The 23,357-nt window shown below is 71.6% G+C and carries 3 protein-coding genes; all 3 read left to right on the top strand.

Annotated features, from left to right (window positions below):
- The first annotated feature begins 1 nt into the window (after position 1).
- From asnB to RLT59_RS04620, 3 genes are read left to right on the top strand one after another with little or no spacing between them, the layout of a single operon-like run.
- The gene (gene asnB / locus RLT59_RS04630) at positions 2-2,035 is read left to right on the top strand and encodes an asparagine synthase (glutamine-hydrolyzing) (protein WP_311302186.1); all 2,034 of its coding nucleotides are present in this window, start codon (positions 2-4) and stop codon (positions 2,033-2,035) included.
- The gene (locus RLT59_RS04625; RefSeq protein ID WP_311302185.1) at positions 2,032-22,401 is read left to right on the top strand and encodes an SDR family NAD(P)-dependent oxidoreductase; all 20,370 of its coding nucleotides are present in this window, start codon (positions 2,032-2,034) and stop codon (positions 22,399-22,401) included. The genes asnB and RLT59_RS04625 overlap by 4 nt, the downstream gene beginning before the upstream one ends.
- Positions 22,398-23,357 (top strand): LysR family transcriptional regulator, encoded by a 960-nt coding sequence (locus RLT59_RS04620; protein ID WP_311302184.1) that lies wholly within the window; start codon positions 22,398-22,400, stop codon positions 23,355-23,357. The genes RLT59_RS04625 and RLT59_RS04620 overlap by 4 nt, the downstream gene beginning before the upstream one ends.

The following is a 23,357-nucleotide window of genomic DNA, read 5'->3' as shown; positions in this document are numbered from 1 at the left end:
CATGTGCGGAATCGCAGGCTTCGTCTCGCCCTCGGTCGACGCCGGGTCCACGCCCGAGGTGATGGCCTCGATGCTGTCGCTCATACGGCACCGCGGCCCGGACGAGGCGGGCTACTACCTGGACGACGGCGTGGCCATGGGCATGGTCCGACTGTCGGTCATCGACCTCTCCATGGGCGCACAGCCCATGGCGGATCCGTCGGACCGCTACTGGATCTGTTTCAACGGCGAGTTGTACAACCACATCGAACTACGCCAGGAGCTGCGATCGCTCGGCCGGCGCTTCCGCACACGATCGGACACCGAAGTTGTCCTCCAGGCGTGGGCCCAGTGGGGAGCCGCCTGCCTGCCGCGCTTTAACGGCGCGTTCGCGTTCGCCATCCGGGACGCGGTGTCCGGAGACCTCTTCCTGGCCCGGGACAGGTACGGCAAGCGCCCGCTCTTCTACAGCGGTTACGAGTCCTGCGAGGGCCGGAGTGAGAAATTCCTCTTCGCCTCGGAGATGAAGGCGTTCCAGGCATTCCCCGGATTCCGTTTCGAACTGGATCCCGGTGAACTCGCCTCCGCTTTCGCGGTGTGGACCCCGTTGCCCGACCGGACCCCTTTCAGGCACATCCGACAACTGCCCATGGGAAGCTGCCTGACCGTGCGTGGCGGAACCCTGGACCTGACCACGTACGCCGAACTGGAAATCGATGTTGAACCGTTCACCGGTTCCGCCGGGGAAGCGATCTCATTCGTCCGTAACACCCTTCGCGAAAGCGTCGAGATGCGGCTGCGGAGCGACGTGGAGGTCGGCGTCTACCTGAGCGGCGGTCTCGACTCCTCCATCGTCACCGCGCTGGCGACCGAACTCTCCTCCCACGAGGTCCGCACCTTCTCCGTCGAGTTCGACGAGGCGGCCTTCGACGAATCGGGCAGCCAGCAGGTCGTCGCCTCGCACCTCGGTACGCTGCACTCGTCCATCGCCGTCGGCGGCGCCGACATCGCCGCGAGCTTTCCGTCCGCCGTGTACCACGCCGAAGTCCCGGCGTTTCGTACCGCGTTCGTGCCCATGTACCTGCTCTCCCGCCATGTGAGCGACGCAGGCATCAAGGTGATCCTCAGCGGCGAGGGCGCCGACGAGGCGTTCCTCGGCTATTCGCTCTTCCGCGAAACCCTGCTGCGCGCCGCGTGGCACGACCTCTCCGACGACGAACGTATGGCCCGGATCGGCGGCCTCCACCCGGAGCTGAGCCACTTCGGCCCCGCGAACCGGGCCCGGCTGAAGGGCCTGTTCGAGCAGTTCGCCGTCGAACGGCTCCCGGGCCTCTTCTCGCACGAACTCCGTTACCAGAACGGCCGATTTGCCGCACGGCTGCTGAAGGAACGCGGGGATCCGTTCGCGGAGATGCTGGCCCTGACGGCGTCGACCCCCGGATACGCCGCGCTGAGTCCCGTGCAGAAGGCCCAGTGGCTCGAGTTCAAGACCCTGCTGCCTGGCTATCTCCTCTCCACCCAGGGGGAGCGCATGAGCCTCGCCCATGGCGTCGAGAACCGCTGCCCCTTCCTCGATCCCGCGGTGGTGCGTGCGGCGGCCTCGGTCAATCTGCGATTCGACGACGGCTCCGAGGAAAAGGTCCTCCTCAAGGAGGCATTCCGGGACCGACTGCCGGAGTCGAGCCTCGCCCGTCGCAAACAGCCGTACCGCGCCCCCGGAGCTGCCGTCTTCAAGGATCAGCAGCCCGACTACTTGGACCTGGTCCTCTCGGACACGGAGCTGAGGAGGATCGACGGCATCGACCCCGTGTTCGCGAGGAAGCTCGTGGCGAAGATCATGGCCACCCCTAGTGAGGGGATCAGTACGAAGGAGGACCAGGCCTTCGTCTTCCTGTTGTCGACCGCCGTTCTCCACGAGCAGTTCGTCGGCGGACGGATGCGGGACGGGGACACTCGTCCGGAAGCGGAGCTGAAGGTGGACACGATCGTCGATCTCCGGACTCTCCCGGGGCCGAGGCCGGCCGGCCACGGACCCGGGGCGGGAGGCCCGCGATGAGCACGGACGTACAGGCTCCCGCAGCGGACGATGTCGCGATCATCGGCATCGCCCTGCGCTTTCCCGGTGCCGAGACGCTGGAGGAGTTCGGCGAACACCTTCTCGCGGGCCGCTCCCTCATCTCCGAGGTCCCGCCCGAGCGTTGGTCCAAGGAGAAGTACTTCGGGGATCCCCGGCGGGGGGCGCAACGGACCAACAGCGTCTGGGGCGGCTTCGTCGAGCACGCTGACCGTTTCGACGCCGACTTCTTCGCCATCTCGCCGCGTGAGGCCGAGAGCATGGACCCGCAGCAGCGGATGGCGCTCGAACTCGCCTGGCGGGCCGTGGAGAACGCGGGATACGCGGTGGGCGACGTCGCCGGTACGGCAACCGGCGTCTTCATGGGTGTCTGCCACGCGGACTACGCGGAGATGATGGAGCGCGAAGGGGTGAGGACGGACGCCTACTTTCCCACCGGTACGGCCTACTCGATCATCGCAAACCGCATCTCGTACCAGTTGGACCTCCAGGGCCCGAGTATCACCAACGACACTGCCTGTTCGAGTTCGCTGGTGGCGGTGTACGAAGCGGTCCGCGCACTGAGCCACGGAGAGTGCGGCCTCGCCCTGGCGGGCGGGGTCAACCTGATCTGGTCGCCCAAGCACTTCGTCGCCTTCAGCCAGGCGAGCATGCTGTCGCGGACCGGCCGTGCGAGCGCCTTCGATCAGAGTGCCGACGGCTACGTACGCGGCGAGGGTGGAGCGGTGCTCTTGCTAAAACCCCTGGCGTCGGCCGTCGCGGACGGTGATCCCGTCCACGCGGTCATCAAGGGGGTCGCTACGAACCACGGCGGCCGGACCACCTCCCTGACCGTCACCAGCCCGACCGCGCAGGCGAACCTCATCGAAGGGCTCTACACTCGCGCCGGAATCCGCCCGGAGACGGTCAGCTACATCGAGGCGCACGGTCCGGGGACGCCCGTCGGAGATCCGATCGAGGTCATGGCCCTCAAGACCGCCTTCCGGAACCTGCACGCGGCGCAGGGGACCGTCGCCCAGCCGTCGAGCTGCGGGATCGGGTCGGTCAAGACCAACATCGGACATCTGGAAGGGGCCGCCGGGATCGCGGGGATCGCCAAGGTGATCGTTTCCCTGGCACACCGGGCGCTGCCCGCCACCGTCAACTTCCGGAAGCAGAACCGACTCATCAGCTTCGACGACAGTCCGTTCCACGTCGTGCGGGATACCCGGCCCTGGGAGGCGCCGCCCGCAGGACCGGACGGCGGAGTCCCGCCACGCCGGGCCGGGGTGAGTTCCTTCGGGTTCGGCGGCACGAACGCACACATCGTGCTGGAGGAGTATTCCGCCGACGAGCCGCGCCGGACGGACTCGCCGGGGCCGCATCTCGTACCCCTCTCGGCGAGGACACCGGAACGGCTGCGCGTGGTCGCGCGCACCCTGCTCTCCCATCTGCGGGAGCAGCCCGCACAGGCACTCGCCGACATCGCGCACACGCTCCGGACCGGCCGTGACCCAATGCGGGCGCGGGTCGCGTTCATCGTCGGGGACCGTGACGAACTCACGAGCCTGCTGGCTGGATTCGCGGACGATGAGCTGGCCGGTGGCGAGGTCCATCTGGGCGCGGCGGTGCGCGCCGACGCGGCCGCCGCCGAGCTGAGGGCGACCGGGACGCTCTGGGCAGGAGGCGAGACGGTGGACTGGGCTGAGCGGCTCGGGGAGCGAGGTCCCACGGCACACGCGCGCCGCGTGCGTCTCCCCGGGTATCCGTTCGCCCGTGAGCGCCACTGGTTCAGGGTTCCGCCGAAGGACGACGAGGCGGGGAGAGCGGCGGCGGACGGGACGCTCGCGGAGACACAGCGTACGGAGAGGTCTTCAGGGCGAACCGAGCCGGTGAGTACAGAGCCGGCACGGACGAGGGCGAACCGTACGGAGAGGGCACGGAGGGGTGCGGCGCAGTCAGGAGGAGGGTCCCGTACCGCGGTGCCGCACCCCCTCCTCCACGCCGTTGTCCCCGGCTCCGACGGACGGGGCTTCACCTCGATCTTCACCGGGGAGGAGCCGTTCCTCGCAGCGCACCAGGTGCGCGGCACGCCCGTGCTGCCGGCGGCGGCACAGGTGGAGATGGTCCGTGCAGCGGTGGCCCGTGTGGCGACCGGGCGGGACACCGGGGTGCCACCGGCAGTCCGGCTCCGCTCCATGGGGTGGTCGCGCCCGCTGGTCGTGCGGGGCGCGCCGACCGAGGTCCGGATGGGGCTCACCCCGAGGGACGGCGGCGCGTTCGCCTTCGAGATATCCACGGGACCGGCCCCCGGCACCGTGCACAGCTCGGGTCTGGCCGAGACCGCCGGTGCGGTTGAGGCAGACCGGCTCGATCTCGCCACACTGCTGGCGGCCTGCCCCCGCGAGCGCGGGCACGCGGAGGTCTACGCGGAGTTCTGCGACCGGGGGCTCGACTACGGTCCGGCCATGCGGGGGCTGAGGGAACTGCGGCTGGGGGAGAGAGAACTGGTTGCGCGCATCGTCGATCCCGACGCGGGTGGGTCCGGGGACACCGGATGTGCCCTTCCGCCGAGCGTGCTGGACGCGGCCTTCCAGGCTTCGGTCGTCCTCCTGGCGGATACCTCGCCGTCGGCGGACGGCGGCCGGTTGGTTCCGGTGCTGCCCTTCGCGTTCGAGGAACTCACGGTCTACGGTCCCTGTGCGCCCGAGACCTGGGCATGGGTCCGACGGCGCGAGGGCCGCGGCGCGCTCGACATGTTCGACATCGACCTCTGCGACGGGAAGGGCACCATAAGCGTCAGTTTGCGCGGACTGGTCCAGCGGACGGAACCGGCCGGGGCGGTCCCCGGACCCGGCCCGGAGACGGGTGGGAACACCGTGACCGCCGCCGTCTCCTGGTTGTCGGCTCCCCCCGCCGCGGCCGAGGACGAGACCGGTCCCGCTCCTGTCGTACGGGGGTACCTCGGCGGACGTGCCGCCCGGCACACCGAAGCCGTGGCGGAACTCACCGGATTCACCGTCGCACGGCTGCCCGACGTCGAACCCGGCCAGGTCGCCGACGGTGTAGGGGCCGCGCTGGACCATGTCTTCCGGGACGTCGCGGACGTCGTGCGGTCGAAGCCCGGAGGGCCGCAGCGATTCGTCGTGTTCGTGGACGACCGGCTGCCCCGGCACTACCACGCTGCCCTCACCGGCCTGTTCCGCACTGTCGCCCTGGAGAACCCGCGCGTCTCGGGCCGGGTCGTGCGCGTCGCGGAACTCGACACCGCGCCGCCGGATCGGATCGCCGCGACCCTCCGGGTGGAGGCCGCGGAGCGGTCGGCCGACTGCGAGATCAGGCTCGGCGCGGACGGCACACGCCACGCGTCACGGCCGGGGGAACTGGATCTGGGCGCCGGGGCCGAGGTACCGCCGCTGAAGGAGGGCGGGGTCTACTGGATCACGGGCGGCCTCGGCGGGCTCGGACGGCATGTCGCCCGCTATTTCGGCAGGTACGCCGGGGTCACCGTCGTCCTGAGCGGCCGGTCGGCGCAGGGAGCCGGCAGCGAGGCCGCCTTGCGGGAACTGCGGGACGCGGGAGTCGATGCCCACCACGTCCCCGTCGACGTGGGGTCGCGCACCGACGTGGACCGAGCGGTCCGCGCCATCACCGAGGCCCACGGAACCATCGACGGCATCGTGCACGCGGCGGGCGTCCTCCGCGACGCGTACGTCTTCACCAAGGACGCCTCCGAGCTGCGGACGGTGCTGGCACCGAAGGTCGACGGGGTCCTCCACCTCGATGCCGCCTCGCGCGGCCTCACGCTCGACTTCTTCGTCGCCTTCTCCTCGGTGGCCGGGGTGTTCGGCAACGCGGGCCAGTCGGACTACGCGGCGGCCAACGCCTTCCTGGACGCCTTCGCCCACCACCGCCAGGCGCTCGTCGACATCGGCGAGCGGACCGGCAGGACCCGCGCGGTGAGCTGGCCGCTGTGGGCAGACGGCGGGATGTCCGTGGACGCCGTCACGTTGAGGATGATGCGACGGGACCGGGGCTGGGAGCCCCTCCCCACCGAGGATGGCCTGAGGCTCCTGGGCCGCGTCCTGGGCGACGCACCTCCGCACGTCGTGGTGGCGCACGGCTCTGCCGCGACGCTCACGGCGGCTCCGACACCCACTGAAGCGCCGGTCGCCGCCCCCGTGGGCAAGGCCAGCGCCGATGAGGCTTCCGCCGTCACCGACGAAGAGCTGACGGAACGTGCGACGGTGTTGCTGCGCCGGGTCGTGGGCGAGGCGCTCCACCGTGATCCCGGGACGCTGGAGGAGACGGTCGACCTCATCGAGTACGGTATCGACTCGCTCGCCATCCTCGATACGACCGTGGCGCTTGAAGAACTCTTCGGCCCGCTCCCCAAGACGATCTTCTTCGAGCACACCGACATCGCGGGCGTCGCCGGGTACTTCGTGGCGGAACACGCCGGGGTGCTGCGAACGGTCGTCGGCGCCGAAGCCCCGCACCGAACCGCCGTCGAGGAAGCTGCCGACGCCACGGCCCCGGGCCGCCCCGTGGACACGACAGTTGCCCCGGCCACAGCCGGCCTTCCGGCCGCGGAGGCGGCCTCCGCGTCCGCCCCGGTGCGGCAAAAGGCCCCGGGCGGGCGCCACGACTACCACGACATCGCGATCATCGGCGTCTCCGGCAGCTACCCCGGCGCCGGCACCATGGACGAACTCTGGTCGGTACTCCAAGAGGGCCGCCACCAGTTCTCCGAGGTGCCGCGCGAACGCTGGGACCACGACGCGATCTACAGCCGCGACCGCAGTGTCCTCGGCAAGAGTTCCATCCGCACCGGAACGTTCCTCCAGGACATCGACACGTTCGACCCCCGCTACTTCCGTATCTCCAAGCGCGAGGCCGAGAACATGTCGCCCGAGGTCCGGCTGTTCCTGCAGACGGGGGTCGAGGCGCTGGAGGACGCGGGCTACTCACGCGAGACGATCCGCCGGAAGTACGACGGGGACGTCGGTGTCCTCGCCGGTTCCATGAGCAACCACTACGGCCTCTACGGCTTCGAGAACGGCCTCACGCGGGGGTCCCCGGCCAGCGGCAGCTACACGGGGACGCTGCCCAACATGTTGTCGTACTTCTACGGCTTCACCGGGCCCTCGCTCTTCGTGGACACCATGTGCTCGGGGTCCTCCACCTGTGTCCACCAGGCCGTGCAGATGCTCCGGGCGCGCGAGTGCCCGATGGTGGTCGCGGGCGGGGTGAACCTGCTGCTGCACCCGTACAACCTCATCAGCTCGTCGCAGGAGCACTTCACGACGGCGACCTCGGACGTGATCCGGAGCTTCGGTCTGGGGGCGGACGGGACGATCCTCGGGGAGGGCGTCGGCGCCCTGGTCCTCAAGCCGCTCGTCGAGGCCGAGCGCGACGGAGACCACGTGTACGCCGTCATCAAGGGAACCGCCCTCGCCAACGCCGGCGTGCGCAACGGGTTCACCGTCCCCAGCCCCCGGATGCAGGCGCGTGCGATCGAGAAGGCGATTGACGACGCGGGGGTCGACCCGCGGACCATCAGCTACGTGGAGGCGCATGGATCGGGGACGTCCCTGGGTGACCCGATCGAGGTCAAGGCGCTGACCACCGCCTACCAGAAGTACACCCCGGAGACCGGGTTCTGCGCGATCGGCTCGGTGAAGTCCAACATGGGCCACCTGCTGCACGCCGCCGGAATGATCGGCCTCGCCAAGGTCATCCTCCAGTTCCAGCGGGAACAGCTGGTCCCCTCGCTGCACAGCTCGGTGATCAACCCGGACATCGACTTCTCCCGCACTCCCTTCCGGGTGCAGCAGGAACTCACCGCCTGGAAGCCGGCGGTGACCACCGTCGACGGGCGCGAGGTCACCCATCCGCGCCGCGCCGGGATCACCTCGATCGGCGCGGGCGGGATGAACTCCCACATGATCCTGGAGGAGTACCCGCGGCAGAACGGCGGCGCGCCCGGTGGCGTACCCGGTGGTCGCGAGGAACTCCTCGTCTTCTCCGCCATGAACGACGCCGCGCTGTTGGCTTACCTCACCCGATTCCGTGCCTTCCTCGGCCGTTCGGCGGCGCCGGACCTTGCGTCGGTCGCCCACACCCTGCGCGTCGGAAAGAACGAACTCCCGCACCGGTGGGCGTTCCTGGCACGGACCCCGGACGAGGCGCTGGCCGCCGTCGACCGCCGACTGGCGGGTGATCGAGACCTCGCCGCCGCGCTCGCGGGCGGCGGCGCCCGTGTCGCGGACCTGCGCGACCTCGCGACCACCTGGGTGCATGGCAAGAGCGTCGACTGGGAGCGGGCCGACGCACAGGACGCGCCCAGGCCCCGCCGCGTCTCCCTCCCCGCGTACCCCTTCGAGCGCGTACGGTGCTGGGTCGCCCGGGAGGACGGCGCGCCGTCCGTGACCGCGCCGCTCGCCCTGCGCGAGAAGCTCCACCCATTCCTCGGCAGGAACGCGTCGGACGCCACCGGGCTGCAGTACGTCCTCGACGTGCACCTGGACGATCTCCTGGACTACGGCCGCACCCAGGGCGAGCGGAAGGCCAGGACCCGCAGCATCGTCCCCACCTTCGCCGTCGACCTCGCGATCGCGGCCGCGAAGGTCTCCGGTTTCTCCGACGGATCGGTCGTGCGCGGTCTTCGTCTCCTCGGCCCGGTCGACTGGGCGGCCGCGACGCGCCTGGTGACGGTCCTGGACACCTCCGGGGGGATGACGGCGGCGGGAGCCGTGCACACCGAGGACGTGTCGGGGCGACGGACCGCCGTGGCGGAGTTCGACCTGCGGGCGGACGAGGGCGGCGTGATGCGGCCGTCCGCGCACCCCCATGCCGAGCCGTTCGTCGGCCTGCTTCCCGGAGCCCTCGCGCCGGACCTGGCCGAATCGCTCTCCCCGGCCGGTTTCCTCGCCGAACTGGCCGAGGGCGGAGTCGGATACGCGCCCGAACTCGCGGGTGTCAAGGGCGTTTTCCGCCTGCGGGACGGACGCCTCGCACTACGGCTCGGCGCGCCCGAGCTCCAGCGTGACCATGTGAAGCCCCATGTCACGCTCGCTCCGCAGGTGCTCTCCGCAGTGGCGCAAGGCCTGCAGTTTGAGGCGAAGCGGACGGGCGACCCCCGGTGGGCGCGGAGCGCACCGCACCGGATCGACGAGATCCGGCTCTTCGCGGACGGGGCGGGCGGCCGGGCCTCCGTGGCGTACGCCGTCTTCGACGTGATCGCGCAAGGGGAGGGGATCGGAGGCTCGGTCGGGTTGCTGGACCGGAACGGCGACGTGGTCGGCGTACTCGCCGGCCTGTGGTGCGGCGACGACGAAGGACCGAGGGAGGGTCCGTCGGTGAACGCATGCACAGCGGGCGCGACCGGATCAGACGCTGGCGGCCGGAGCGGAGGGGAGCTCGACGGGATACCTGGGGAGTCCGTGGAGGGCGAGGGACTCCTGGCCTTCGCGGTCGACGAACTCCGTGTCCTGGCGTCCGGCATCCTCAAGTTCGACCCCGACGAACTCGACGCGCGCACCGGCTTCGACGCCTTCGGCTTCGACTCGATCTCGCTCGTCGCCCTGGCGCAGCAGGCGAGTGAGCGGTTCGGCATCGAGTTGACCCCCGCGGTCTTCTTCGACCGCAGCACCTTTGCGTCGCTGGGGGAACACCTCGTCGCCGAACACCCAGCCGCCCTGCGCACCGCGTACGGGCGGTCGACCGGGACCCCGGACCTCACCGAGACCTCCGCCCGGACCCCCGGGACCCCACCGCGGCCCACCCCGGAAGCCGGGCACCGGGCCGCCCGGCAGAAGGACGGGGTCCCCGACGCCGCCCCGCGACCCGCCGCCCCACGCCCGGCCGCCGCGAACGCCGCCTTTCCGATCGCCGTCATCGGAGCCGCGGGTCGTTTCCCCGGCGCCCCCGACCTGGACGCGTACTGGGCCAACCTGGCCGCCGGGACCGACCACGTGACGGCGTACCCCGCCGACCGGTACGACACGAACTACGCGCGGATCGTGGAGGCGTCCGACTTCCCGCGCCACGCGGGCGTCCTCGACGCGGTGGACGCCTTCGACGCGGCCTTCTTCCGTATCCTGCCGCGCGAGGCCGAACTGATGGACCCCCAGCACCGGCTGGCGCTTCAGACCGTGTGGAACGCGGTGGAGAACAGCGGCTACGCCCCCGCGGGCCTGCCGGAGAGCACCGGGCTGTTCTTCGGCGTCTCGGGCACCGACTACGCCACGCTGCTCGCCGCCCACGGCACCCCGCCGGACGCCTTCACCTCCACGGGCAACGCCCACTCCATGCTCGCCAACCGGATCTCGTACGTCCTCGACATCCACGGTCCGAGCGAGCCGGTCGACACGGCCTGCTCCAGCTCGCTCGTCGCCGTCCACCGGGCCGTCGAAGCCCTCCGTTCCGGGGTGTGCGACGCCGCGATAGCGGGCGGGGTGAACCTCCTCCTCAGCGTCGACACGTTCGTCAGCGCAGCACGGGCCGGCATGCTGAGCCCGGACGGGCGGTGCAAGACGTTCGCGAGCGACGCGAACGGCTACGTACGCGGCGAGGGCGTCGGCGCAGTCGTACTGAAGCCGCTCGCCGACGCCGAGCGTGACGGAGACGCGATCCTCGCCGTCGTCCTGGGGAGCGCCGAGAACCACGGCGGGCGGGCGAACTCCCTCACTGCGCCGAACGGGGCCGCCCAGGCGGACCTCGTGGTGCGGGCGATGGACGGCATCGACCCCCGCACCATCGGCTATCTGGAGGCCCATGGCACCGGCACGGCCCTGGGCGACCCCGTAGAGGTGCAGGCGCTCCGGAACGCCTTCCGGCGGTTGGGGAGCGACGGCGGAGGAACCTGCGCACTCGGCTCCGTGAAGGCCAGCATCGGCCATCTGGAAGCCGCCGCGGGCATCGCGGGTCTGCTCAAGACGGTCCTCGCGATGAAGCACGCCACCCTGCCGCCCTCCCGCAACTGCGACGAGATCAACCCGTACATACAACTCGACGGCGGCCCGTTCCGCATCGTGCGCGAGAGCGAGCCCTGGAAGCGGGAGAGCGACCGGCACGGTGCACCCGTTCCCCGGCGGGCGGGGGTCAGCAGCTTCGGCTTCGGCGGTACGAACTGCCACGTCGTCCTGGAGGAGTACCCGGACGAGGACCAGGGAGCGACTTCGGCACGGGACCTGGACGTCCCCGAGGGCCGCCGCGTCGCCGTGCCCCTCTCGGCGCGTACGGAGCGGGAACTGCGCGAGCGGGCGCGGGATCTGCTCGCACACCTGGAGGACACCCGGCACACCGATTCACTCCGTTCGATCGCGTGGACGCTCCAGACCGGACGGGAGGCCATGGCCGAACGTGCCGGCTGGGTCGTCTCCTCCCGCGACGCACTCATCTCCCGGCTCAGGGAGTTCATCAGCGACCCGGGGGACGGAACGGATGCGGGTCCCGGCCAGGATCCGGAAGGCCTCACCGAGTTGATCGCCCGCTGGTGCGGCGGGGGCGAGGTCGAGTGGCGACAGCTGTACGGGCCCGACGGTGCCGGAACGCCGAGGCGCGTGCACCTCCCGGCTTATCCCTTCGCACGCGAACGGTACTGGATTCCTGGGAGCGCGGTAGCGTCCGCCTCCGAACAGGCACCCATGCCCGCCTACGCCCGCGGCCAGGGGCGTCCCTCCGCCTCCGAGCCCGCGCGGGAACCCGGGCTCGTTCCCGCCTCCGCGACGACGCTGTTCGTGCCCCGGTGGACGCCGAAGTCCGCCGCCGGGGCCCCGGGTCCTGCCGGCGGCTCCTCGTTCCGGCATCACGCGGTCATCCTGTGCGGAACACCCGCATCCCTGCTGGACGACGTCGAGCGACTGCTGCCGGGAGTGCGCTGCCACGCCGTCACGACGGCCAGACAGCGCCCGGAGACCCGCTTCACCGACCTCTCACGACAGGTCTTCGAGCTCGTCCGGACGCTCGCCGGGGAGGCGTCTGAAGGGACCACGCTGGTGCAGGTGGTGACATCGGCCACCGAGGACGAGGAGACCGGTCCGGCCCTCTCCGCGCTCCTGCGCACGACGGCACTGGAGAACCCGCGCGTCTCAGGGCAGATCCTCGTCCTCGACGGGGCGAGCGACCGGGACCGGATCGCGGGCGCGGTCCTGGAGAACGCACGGCACGCCGACGACGTCCTCGTTCTCCACCGGGGCGCCGAACGCCATGTCCGGACCTGGGCACCCGGCACGGCCACCGGCGCCGGTACGCCCTGGCGTTCGGGAGGCACGTACCTGATCACCGGCGGCGCCGGCGGCATCGGCGCCATCGTCGCCCGCCGGATCGCACGGGACACCGCCCGCTCGGGGCTCGTCCTCGTCGGCCGGTCCGCACCAAGCCTCCGAACCGACCGGCTCCTCGCCGAACTTCGGGCGGCGGGAGCGGAGGCCCGGTACGCCGTCGCGGACGTCTCCCGCTGGGAGGAGGTACGTCATCTCGTCGCGGAGGTGCGGGAGCGGAGCGGCGCGATCCACGGCGTCATCCACGCCGCGGGCGTGATCCACGACGCGTACGTCAAGGACAAGAGCCCCGAGGAATGGGAGCTGGTCCTGGCCCCGAAGGTCGACGGCGCGGTCCACCTGGACCGGGCCACGGCGGACCTGCCGCTCGAATCCTTCCTCCTCTTCTCATCCGGCGCTGCCGTCACGGGCAATCCCGGCCAGTCCGACTACGCCACGGCCAACGCCCACCTCGGGGCGTTCGCCTCCCGCCGCAACGTACGCGTCGCGGCGGGAGAGCGATCGGGCCGCACGGTCTCGATCGCGTGGCCGCTCTGGAAGGACGGCGGGATGACGGTCGACGACGCGACCCGCGCGTACCTCCGGCGTCACCGCGCTCTCGTTCCCATGGAGTCGGACACGGGGCTCGACGCCCTTCTGGGCGCCTGGCGCCTCGGTGAGGCGGGCGAGGACCAGATCTGGGTGCACCACGGCGAGCCGAAGGAGACCACGCCCGTACCGACGGCGGCACCCACACCGGTCTCCGTGCCGGACACGGTCGACGCTGTGGCCCCGGACCGGGAGACGCTCCGGTCGGTCCTCGGGATCTTCGCGCAGGTCACGAAGCTGCCGCCGCACGCCATCGACCCGGATCGGCCGCTCGACGAGCTGGCCCTCGACTCGGTCATGGTCGTCCAGCTCAACAGGGAGCTGCACACCGTGTTCGGGGAGACCTCGACGACGCTCTTCTACGAAGCCCCCACCCTGCGCGCCGTCGCCGAGCACCTTACGGGCCCGCGGAACCGGACCGGCGAGGAGACCTCCTCGGATCCCGAGATCGCCGAAGCTCCTCGGCCCGCGGCCGGACCGCCCGATGCGCCCGCCCAGGACGACGCCATCGCGATCATCGGGATGAGCGGACGGTATCCGGGCGCGCAGAACACCGACGAGTTCTGGCAGAACCTCACGACCGGACGCGACCGCATCACCGAGATCCCCCGGGACCGGTGGCCGCTGGAGGGTTTCTACGAGCCGGACCGCGCCACCGCCGTCGCCACCGGACGCAGCTACAGCAAGTGGGGGGGATTCCTGGAGAACTTCGACGCGTTCGACCCGCACTTCTTCCGGATCGCGCCGCGCGATGCCTACGCCATGGACCCGCAGGAGCGCCTGTTCCTCCAGGCCTCCTGGGAAGTGATCGAGGACGCGGGCTACACCCGGGAGGAGCTGGCCCGTCGCCATCAGCGCCGCGTCGGTGTCTTCGCCGGTGTGACCAAGTCCGGCCACGCACGGCACGGCGAGGCCAGGTTACCGTCCGGTGAGCGGATCGCGCCCGCGCTCTCGTTCGCCTCGCTCAGCGCCCGCACCTCTTACCTCCTGGACCTCCGGGGCCCCAGTCTGACGATCGACACGATGTGCTCGTCCTCGCTCACGGCGATCCACGAAGCCTGCGAGCACCTGCGCCATGGCTCCTGCGAGCTGGCCATCGCCGGTGGCGTGAATCTGTATCTGCACCCCTCCGACTACGTCGAACTCTGCCGTTCCGGCATGTTGTCCTCCCAGTCCCGGGTACGGAGCTTCGGCAGTGGCGCCGACGGTTTCGTCCCCGGTGAGGGCGTCGGCGCGGTGCTGCTGAAGCCGCTGGCGCGTGCTCTGGCGGACGGGGACCGGGTCCTCGCCGTCGTCCGGGGGACGAGCATCAACCACGGCGGCCGGTCCAACGGCTACACGGTGCCCAGCCCGGCCGCCCAGGCGGACCTGATCGGCGACGCGCTGAGCCGGGCCGGGATCTCGGCACGCGAGGTCGGCTATGTGGAGGCGCACGGCACCGGTACGGATCTGGGCGATCCGATCGAGGTGAAGGGGCTCTCGCTCGCCTTCGAGAAGTTCACCGGAGACCGGCAGTTCTGCGCTATCGGCTCCGTGAAGTCGGTGATCGGGCACCTGGAGGCCGCCGCGGGCATCGCCGGCGTCACCAAGGCTGTACTCCAGCTCCGGCACCGGACACTCGTCCCCAGCTTGCACGCCGAGGAACCGAACCCCAACATCAGGTTCGAGGAGACGCCGTTCCGTCTCCAGCGGACCCTCGCGCCCTGGGAGTCCGCACGGCCGCGCGTCACGGCGGTGTCGTCCTTCGGGGCCGGCGGCTCGAACGCGCACGTGATCATCGAGGAGTACGTGGCGGACGCCACGCCCGCCGAGCGCGCCCACGACGACGGCGAGCAACTCGTCGTCCTGTCGGCACGGACATCGGAGCGGCTGCGGCATGCCGCCGGGCGCCTGGTGGCGTTCGTGGAACAAGAGGAGGCGCACGGGCGGACGGTCCGCTTGGCGGATCTCGCGTTCACCCTGCGGTCCGGACGCGAGGCGATGACGGAGCGCCTGGCGGTGACGGTGCACTCGCTGCCCGAACTCCGGCGGATGCTGCGCGCGTTCGCGGAGACCGGCGACGGGATGACGGTGCGGGGACTGTACCGGGGCAGCGCCGGAAACGACCGGGGCGCTGCTGCCGGGATCTGGGCCGACGACGACCTCCGGGAACTTCTTGTCGAACGGTGGGGCCGCGAGGGCAAGCAGGACAAGCTGGCCGCGCTCTGGGCCGACGGGCTGGACCTGGACTGGCGGGCACTCCCCGGTGTGGTGCCGCCACCCCGCCGGATCTCCCTGCCGACGTACCCGTTCGCGAGGGACCGGTTCTGGATCGGGGACCTGGAGCCGGCCGGGGAGGCGATCAACACCGGTGTCCGCACGGGTGCGTCCACCAGCGCACCGACCGACGATCCCGCCGCCTTCGCTCCGCGCACCGCACCTGGGACGTCACCCGAGGACCTGGCCGGTGCCACGCCCGGCGAACGTGTCGCACGGCTGGTGCGCGCGAAGATCGCGGACGTCCTGGTCATGTCGCCGGACGAGATTGAGGGCGGGCTCGCGTTCGCCGACTACGGACTCGACTCCATCCTCGCCGTCCGTCTCGTCCATGTGCTCAACGAGGAGCTGGGTACCGACCTCTCGACCGATGTCGTCTTCGACCACAGCTCCGCCGACCGCCTCGCCGCGCATCTGCTCGCGGAGCACGGGCCCGTGGCGGCCCCCGCCCCCCTCCCCCCGGCCCCCCCGACCCCGGCCCCCGGCCCGGCCCGGACGCCGAGCGGCGTCACCCCCGCCCGCCCGGAGACCGCCGACGGCTCCGTTCCCGAAGGGCCGGCGACTGGCCCCGAGCCGATCGCCGTGGTCGGGATGAGCGGACGGTTCGCCGGTGCCGACACCCTCGACGAGCTGTGGACCCATCTGGCGAACGGCGACGACCTCATCACGGAAGCGACCCGCTGGGACCTCCCGGCCACCGGGCCCGACGGATCGGCACGCTGCACGCGGGGCGGTTTCCTCGACGGCATCGACCGGTTCGACCCGCTCTTCTTCGGGATCTCGGGCGTGGAAGCTGCACTCATGGACCCCCAGCAGCGACTGCTCCTGGAAGAGGCGTGGAAGGCCCTGGAGGACGCGGGCCACGCCGGACGGGAGCTGAGCGGGGTCCGCTGTGGTGTGTACGTGGGCTGCTGGAACGGCGACTACCACGAACTGGTCGGGGAGAACGCTCCGGCCCAAGCCTTCTGGGGCAACATGGCGTCCCTGATCCCGGCCCGCGTCTCCTACCTCCTCAACCTGAAGGGCCCCGCGCTGGCGGTCGACACGGCGTGCTCCAGCTCGCTGATCGCGATCGACCTCGCCTGCCGGGGTCTCCGGTCGGGCGAGACGGACATGGCACTGGCGGGCGGCGTCTTCGTCCAGACCACTCCCCGCCTCTACGAGCTGGCCGGGCGGGCCGGGATGCTCTCGCCGACGGGCCGCTGCCACACCTTCGACCACCGCGCCGACGGATTCGTCCCAGGTGAGGGCGTCGGCGTCCTCGTGCTCAAGCGGCTGGGCGACGCGATCGCAGACGGGGACCACATCCACGGCGTCATCCGCGCCACGGGCAGCAACCACGACGGTGCGACCAACGGCATCACCGCCCCCAGCTCCGTTTCGCAGGAGGCACTGCTCCGTGCCGTCCACGCGTCCAGCGGCATTGACGCCGGGTCCATCCAGCTCCTGGAGGCGCACGGAACCGGCACCCCGCTCGGTGATCCCATCGAGTTCTCGGCGCTCAGCCGGGTGTTCCGGGCCGACACGGAGAGAACCGGCTTCTGCGCGCTGGGCTCTATCAAGTCGAACCTCGGACACACCCAGTTCGCCGCCGGCGTCGCGGGGGTCTTCAAGGTCCTCCTCGCGATGAGGCACCGGCAGATCCCGGCTTCGCTGCACTTCGAGAAGCCGGTCGGCGCCATCGACCTCGACAACAGCCCCTTCTACGTGAGCACCAGCGCCCACGTGTGGGAGCCTCCGTCCGACGGCGGGCCACGCCGGGGCGCCGTCAGTTCCTTCGGCGCGAGCGGCACCAACGCCCACCTCGTCATCGAGGAGGCGCCCGACATCGCGCGGACCCGAGCCCGTACACCCGCGACCACACGAATGGTCGTCCTCTCGGCGCACTCGCGGGAACAACTGGCCCAGCAGGTAGCTCGGTTGGCCGAGCGCATCCGCCACGAGGACGCCCCGGACCTCGGCGACCTGGCGTACACGCTCGCGGCCGGAAGGGACTGTTTCCCCCACCGGTTCGCCTGCGTGGCGGAGGACCGGGCCGCGCTGCTGCGGATCCTCGACGAAGGGCTCGACGGAACCGAGGCGCTCACTGGCCGGTCGGCGCCCGAGGGAGAGGGCCGACCGGGCGCGGACATGAGCCGCGGCGAAGCATGCCTGGAGCGTTGCTCGCGGTTCATCGCCACCGGAACGGACGCGGTGACGTACGGTGCGGAAGCAGGTGACGTCCGGGCGGGCGCTGACACCTATCGTGCCGAAGCCGAGAACCGCCGCGCGGACGCCGAGGCCTACCGTGCGGACCTCACCGTCCTCGCCGGGTGCTTCGTCCGGGGCACCCCACTCGACTACGGTGCCCTCTTCCCGGCCGGAGCCCACCGGCGGGTTTCCCTGCCCACCTACCCGTTCGCCCGGGAGAGCCACTGGACCGGTCGGCCGCCCGCCGCGCCCCGGCCCGTTCCCGCCGTCCGCGGGGAACGCCCGGCGGCGGGCCGTCGGCCGATCCACCGGACGTCTGAGGCACCGGAATCTCCCGGCGCGCTGCGCGTCTCCAGGCTGTTCACGGGCGCCGAGCCCGTCCTGCGCGACCACACGGTGCGCGGACAGCGCGTCCTTCCCGGGGTCGTCCACCTCAAACTGGCACACGAGACCGCCGTGCGGCTCTGGGGCGCGGATCCCGCGGCCCCCCTGCTGATGCGCGACATCACCTGGGTACGGCCGGCCACCGCCGACGCAGGAGGACAGTTGGACGTCGACGTCCTGGTGAGGCCCGCCGGCGACGACCGGTTCACCTTTGAGATCACCGCGCGGGCGGACCGGGGCGTCGAACCGGCGTTCCTCTCCACCGGAAGCTTGTCCCGCACCGGCACGACTCGCCCCGACAGTGTCGACCTCACGGCGCTTCGCGCGGCCTGCACGGCGACCGTGTCGGCCGAACGCGTCCGCGAGGCGCTCGCGTCGATGGGGATCGTCCACGGGCCGTCGCTCCGGGCCATCCGTGAGGCGTATGTCGACACCGGCACCGGGACCGTTCTGGCCGAGCTGGAACTCCCGGCCGGGACGGACCCCGCCGACGGCGGATCTGTCCTTCCCCCGGCGCTGCTGGACTCCGCCATCCAGGCGTCCATCGCGCTGCGCCTCGCCGACGGACCCGCCGACCCGGAGACTGCGGTGCCGTTCGCGCTCGACCGGCTCGAACTCCTCGCCCCGTGCCCGTCCTCGGCACGGGCCGTCGTCCGCGTCGCGGACGGGGGCGGGCCCGCGACCGCGCTGAGCCGGCTCGACGTGGACGTCACCGACGTGCACGGCCGTGTCTGCGTACGGATGACCGGCTACACCTCGCGCCGCCTCAAGGAGCCGGTGCCCTCCCTGTTCGCACCCGTCTGGGAACCCGTGGCCACATACACCCCGGGCGAACACGCCCCGGATCCCGCGGATCACCTGTTCGTGGTGGGAGGCACGGCCGAACAGCGGGCCGCACTGGTCGGACGGCACCTGGGCGCCACCACGTGGGGCCTCGCCCCCGGCGTCACGACCGACGAGATCGCCGACCGGCTCCTGTCCACTGGGCCGGTCGGCCACCTCGTCTGGATCGCGCCCGGCCCCGCGCCGGATGACCGCTCGGCGCTCCTGCCGACCGACACCGCCGGTTTCACCGCGGCGCAGGAGGACGGTGTCGTCGCGGCCTTCCGTATGGCCAAGGCCCTCGTCCGCACCGGACACGACGCCCGCGGCCTGCGCATCACCCTCGTCACGCGACGCGCCCTGGCCACGTACGACGACGAGCCGACCGCACCCGCCCACGCCGGGCTGCACGGCTTCTTCGGATCGCTCGCACAGGAGTATGCGAACTGGTCCGTCCGCCGGGCCGACCTCGACACCGCCGAGCTGCCCGACGACCTCCTGGCTCTCCCCGGCCGTACGGGCGACGACCCCCTGGCGCACCGCGCCGGCCAGTGGCTGGCACGTCGCTGGGCGCCGAACGAGCCCGGCGACCCACAGCACGCCCCGTATCGACAGGGCGGTGTCTACGTCGTGATCGGCGGCGCGGGCGGACTCGGCACCGAGTGGACCCGGCATGTCGTGCGGAACCACGACGCCCACGTGATCTGGATCGGCCGACGACCGAGGGACGCGTCGATCGACGCGCGGCTCGCCGAGGCCGGCGGCGCCCGGGTGAGTTACCTGTCGGCCGACGCCGCCGACCCCGCGTCACTGCGCTTCGCCCACAAGGAGGTCAAGCGTCGCCACTCGCGCATCAACGGCGTCGTCCAGGCGGCGCTCGACCTGCGGGACCAGAGCCTGGCGCGGATGGACGAGGCGACCTTGCGGGCGGGCCTCGCCGCGAAGGTCGACGTCGGGGTGGCCATGGCTGAGGTCTTCGCAGACGAGGCGCTGGATTTCGCCCTTTTCTTCTCGTCCGTCCAGTCGTTCACGACCGCGGCGGGCCAGAGCAACTACGCGGCGGGCTGCACCTTCGGCGACGCCTACGCACACTTCCTCGACCGGCACTGGCCGTGCCCGGTCAAGGTGATGAACTGGGGGTGGTGGGGGAGCGTCGGCAGTGCTTCGACCGACCGGCACAAGGAGCACATGGCACGCTGGGGCCTCCTCTCGATCGAGGCGCCGGAGGCGATGGACGCGCTCGACACACTGCTCGGTGGCCGCCAGCGCCAGTTGAGCTTCATCAAGGTGAAGGACCTCGACGCCATCGAGGCGCTTGACCCGACGACACGGCTCACCGTCCACCCCAGGGCGCGGACCCGTGTCGCGCCCGCCCGCGTCGCGTCGGCCGCGTCCCTGCCCGCCGACTGGGAGGCGATGCGTGCGATCGCGGCGTGGCGCGCGGAGGAGCGCGATCCACTCCTGGCGAGGATGGTCCGCGGCCATCTGGAAGCGCTCGGCGGGCTGCGCGGCCCCGGAACTCCCACGTCCCCCGGCGACATCGACCGGCTCCGCCGGCGCGCCGAGATCCTGGAGAGGTACGCGACCTGGCTCGACCACGCGCTCCGCATCGTGCCGGACACGGCCCCGTCGCTGGACGCCCTCGTCCGCGAGTGGGACGAGTGCCGCGCCCGGTGGTCCACCGACCCCGACAAGGCGGCCGAACTCGCCCTGCTGGACGCCACGCTCCGGGCCCTGCCCGGCATTCTCACCGGTGTGACCAGGCCAACCGACGTCCTGTTTCCGCGGGGCTCCGTCGAACTCGTCGAAGGCACCTACCGCGACAACCGGGTCGCCGACCTGTACAACCGCGCCATGGCCGACGCCGCGGTCTCCGTCGTCGCGGAACGGCTGCGCCAGGACCCCTCGGCACGACTCCGCATCCTGGAGATCGGAGCGGGCACGGGCGGAACCAGCGTCGGCATGTTCGCCGCGCTGCGCCCCTACCAGGAACACATCGAGACCTACACCTACACCGACCTGTCGAAGGCGTTCCTGAACCACGCCCGTACCGCGTACGGACCCGACGTGCCGTACCTCTCCTACGCCCGTTTCGACGCCGAGCAGCCGCTGGCCGGGCAGCAGCGGGTGGAGAGCGGGAGCTACGACCTGGTCGTGGCGGCCAACGTGCTGCACGCGACGCGCGACACCCGGAACACGATCCGCAACGCGAAGGCGGCCCTGCGCGACGGAGGGTGGCTCCTGCTCAACGAACTCGCGGCCTTCGACGTCTCCAGCCACCTCACGTTCGGCCTGCTGGAAGGTTGGTGGCTCTTCGAGGACGACGCCCTGCGCGTACCGGGCTCGCCGGCACTCTCGCCCGAGAACTGGCGGAAGGTGCTGGAGAGCGAAGGGTTCGCGGCGGTCGTCCCCGTACTGCCGGAAGCACGGGAGCTCGGGCAGCAGATCATCGCCGCCGAGAGCGACGGTGTCTCCCGGCAGTCGGTGGCCCGGCGGACCGACCGCATGCCCGCGGCCCGGAAGCCCGGACGCAGGCAACCGGCGGACTTGGAACCGGCGGCCTCGGTGGCGGTGGACCTCCTACCCTTGCCTGCCGCGGCCGCCGTCCCGCGGAGCCCCGCCCCCGCCTTCGTCCAGGTCCCTGCACAACCCTTGGACGCCGGGGGAGCGGTCGCCCCTTCCGACACCGAACCCGTGAGCCGGGCCGAGGCCCTGGCGGGGTACCTCCGTGACCGAGCGGCGGAGACCCTCGGTATTCCGGCGGACCGGATCGCCCTCTCCACACCGCTCAGCGACTACGGCATGGACTCCATCCTCTTGCTCCAGTTGACGACCGCCCTGCGGGAGGACCTCGGAGAGGTCTCGTCCACGCTGCTCTTCGACGCCGAGACCGTCGCCGAACTCGCCGATCACTTCGTCACGAGCGGCGGCCCGCACGTGGACGCCCTTGTGGCGCGTCTGCAGCTGGCTGCGGGGGACAGGCCCGCCCCGCGGCTGTCGGCGGACTCCCCCCGCTCAGTGGCTGCCCTGTTCCGTACGGTGCTGGAGACCGGCACCCCGCAGCAGGCCGGTGACCTGCTGTCGATGGCCGCCCGGCTCCGGCCGGTCTTCGCGGCCGGAGGGGGCGTCGAGCCGGAGTTGCTGAGGCTGTCGGACGGCCGACGGGAACCCGACCTCGTCTGCCTGCCGTCGCTGATCGCCCCCACCGGCGCCCACCAGTACGTGAACTTCGCGGGCGCGCTGCGGGGCCGCCGCCAGGTCTGGGCGGTCTCCATACCCGGCTACCGTCCCGGGGAGCCGCTGCCCGTGGATCTGGAGGCGGCGGCGGAGCAGCTGTCCGGCACGCTGCTCCGACGGTTCGGAGGCGGTGAGTTCGCGCTCGTCGGCTACTCCTCCGGCGGCTGGCTGGCCCACGAGGTGGTGCGCCGACTGGAGGCGGCCGGCGCGCCCCCCGCCGGGCTGGTGCTGCTCGACACCCCGCGGACGACCGGAGCGGCGATGGTCGGGGGCATGACCGTGATCACGCGGCGGCTGCTCGACCGGTTCCCACGTCTGCCTCTCGCCGACGAGCAGGTGACGGCGATGGCCTGGTACGGGGAACTGCTCGTCGGCTGGCGCCCGCTGCAGGTGACTACCCCGACCCTGCTGGCGGGAGCCGCGCAGGAAGGGCCCCTGCTGGACCTGCTGGGCGATGACGCGCGGTCCGGCTGGCCCCTGGAGCACCGGCGGGCCGACGTGGCGGGGGACCACTTCTCGCTGCTGGAGGAGCACGCCGGGGCGACCGCGCGCACGGTCGACCGATGGCTGAACACCCTGCGGGGCCGGGCCGGAGGCGCGCGATGAGCGACGGCCTGGGCTTCAGCCTTGCGCAACTGCGGTACTTCGTCGTCTCCGCCGAAGCGGGCAACATATCGGAGGCGGCGGAGCAGTTGTGCGCCTCGCAGTCGACGGTCTCCTCGGCCGTGATGAGACTGGAACGCCAACTCGGCGTACAGCTCCTCCTGCGGCATCACGCCCGGGGGGTCTCTCTCACCCCGAGCGGCCGCCATCTGCTGCGGGAGGCCCGGGACCTGCTGGGGCTGGCCAGGAGTCTCAAGGCGCGGGGCGACGCCCTGGCGGGGGACGCCGCCGGCTTGCTCGATGTCGGCTTCCTCCCGTCACTCGCCCCGTTCCTGCTGCCCGGCGTCCACAGGCTCATGCGGCAGCGTTTCGCGGACATCCGGTTGACCGTCCACGAGGGGCCGGCCGGCCGGCTCGCGGCGCTCCTGAGGGAAGGGCGGTGCGAACTGGCGGTCACGTACGACTTCCAGGCCGGGGATGCCCGGTTCCACGCTCTGGCCGAGCTGCCCGTCCACGCCGTGCTGGCCGACGGCGATCCCCTGGGCAGGAGCGGACCGGTCGAGCTGGCCGAGCTGGCCGCCCGCCCGCTGGTCACCCTGAACACGCCCGAGGACATCCGCCACGCCGAGAAGCTGTTCGCCAACGCGGGCGTCCCCCTGCCGCGCGTGATCGGGGCAGCGAGCGTGGAGACGATGCGCGGTCTCGTGGCGGCCGGCTCCGGATTCGCGCTGATGTACCAGCGAACCGAGGCGACGACGACCCTCGACGGTGGGACGGTCCGGACGGTCGGGGTCGGCGGAGACCTGCCTCCCGTCTTCCTCGGCGTGGCCATGATGCCCGGCTTGGCGATGAGCGCCCGCGGCATGGCCTTCCTGGACGTGCTCGGATCGACGGTGCCGGCGGTCCGGAACGGACCCGCCGAACCCGCGCGCCTGGCCGTGGGCCGAGCGAACCTGTGA

Origin of the sequence: Streptomyces sp. ITFR-6, from assembly GCF_031844725.1 — a bacterium.
Taxonomy (GTDB): Bacteria; Actinomycetota; Actinomycetes; order Streptomycetales; family Streptomycetaceae; genus Streptomyces.
The sequence above is the reverse complement of the archived record's forward strand: the minus strand, read 5'-3'. Positions and strand labels throughout refer to the sequence as shown.

Bases quoted from the DNA above. Each gene is read 5' to 3' on its own strand.
- RLT59_RS04620 (WP_311302184.1), top strand. From the start codon at position 22,398: ATGAGCGACGGCCTGGGCTTCAGCCTTGCGCAACTGCGGTACTTCGTC.
- RLT59_RS04625 (WP_311302185.1), top strand. From the start codon at position 2,032: ATGAGCACGGACGTACAGGCTCCCGCAGCGGACGATGTCGCGATCATC.
- asnB (WP_311302186.1), top strand. From the start codon at position 2: ATGTGCGGAATCGCAGGCTTCGTCTCGCCCTCGGTCGACGCCGGGTCC.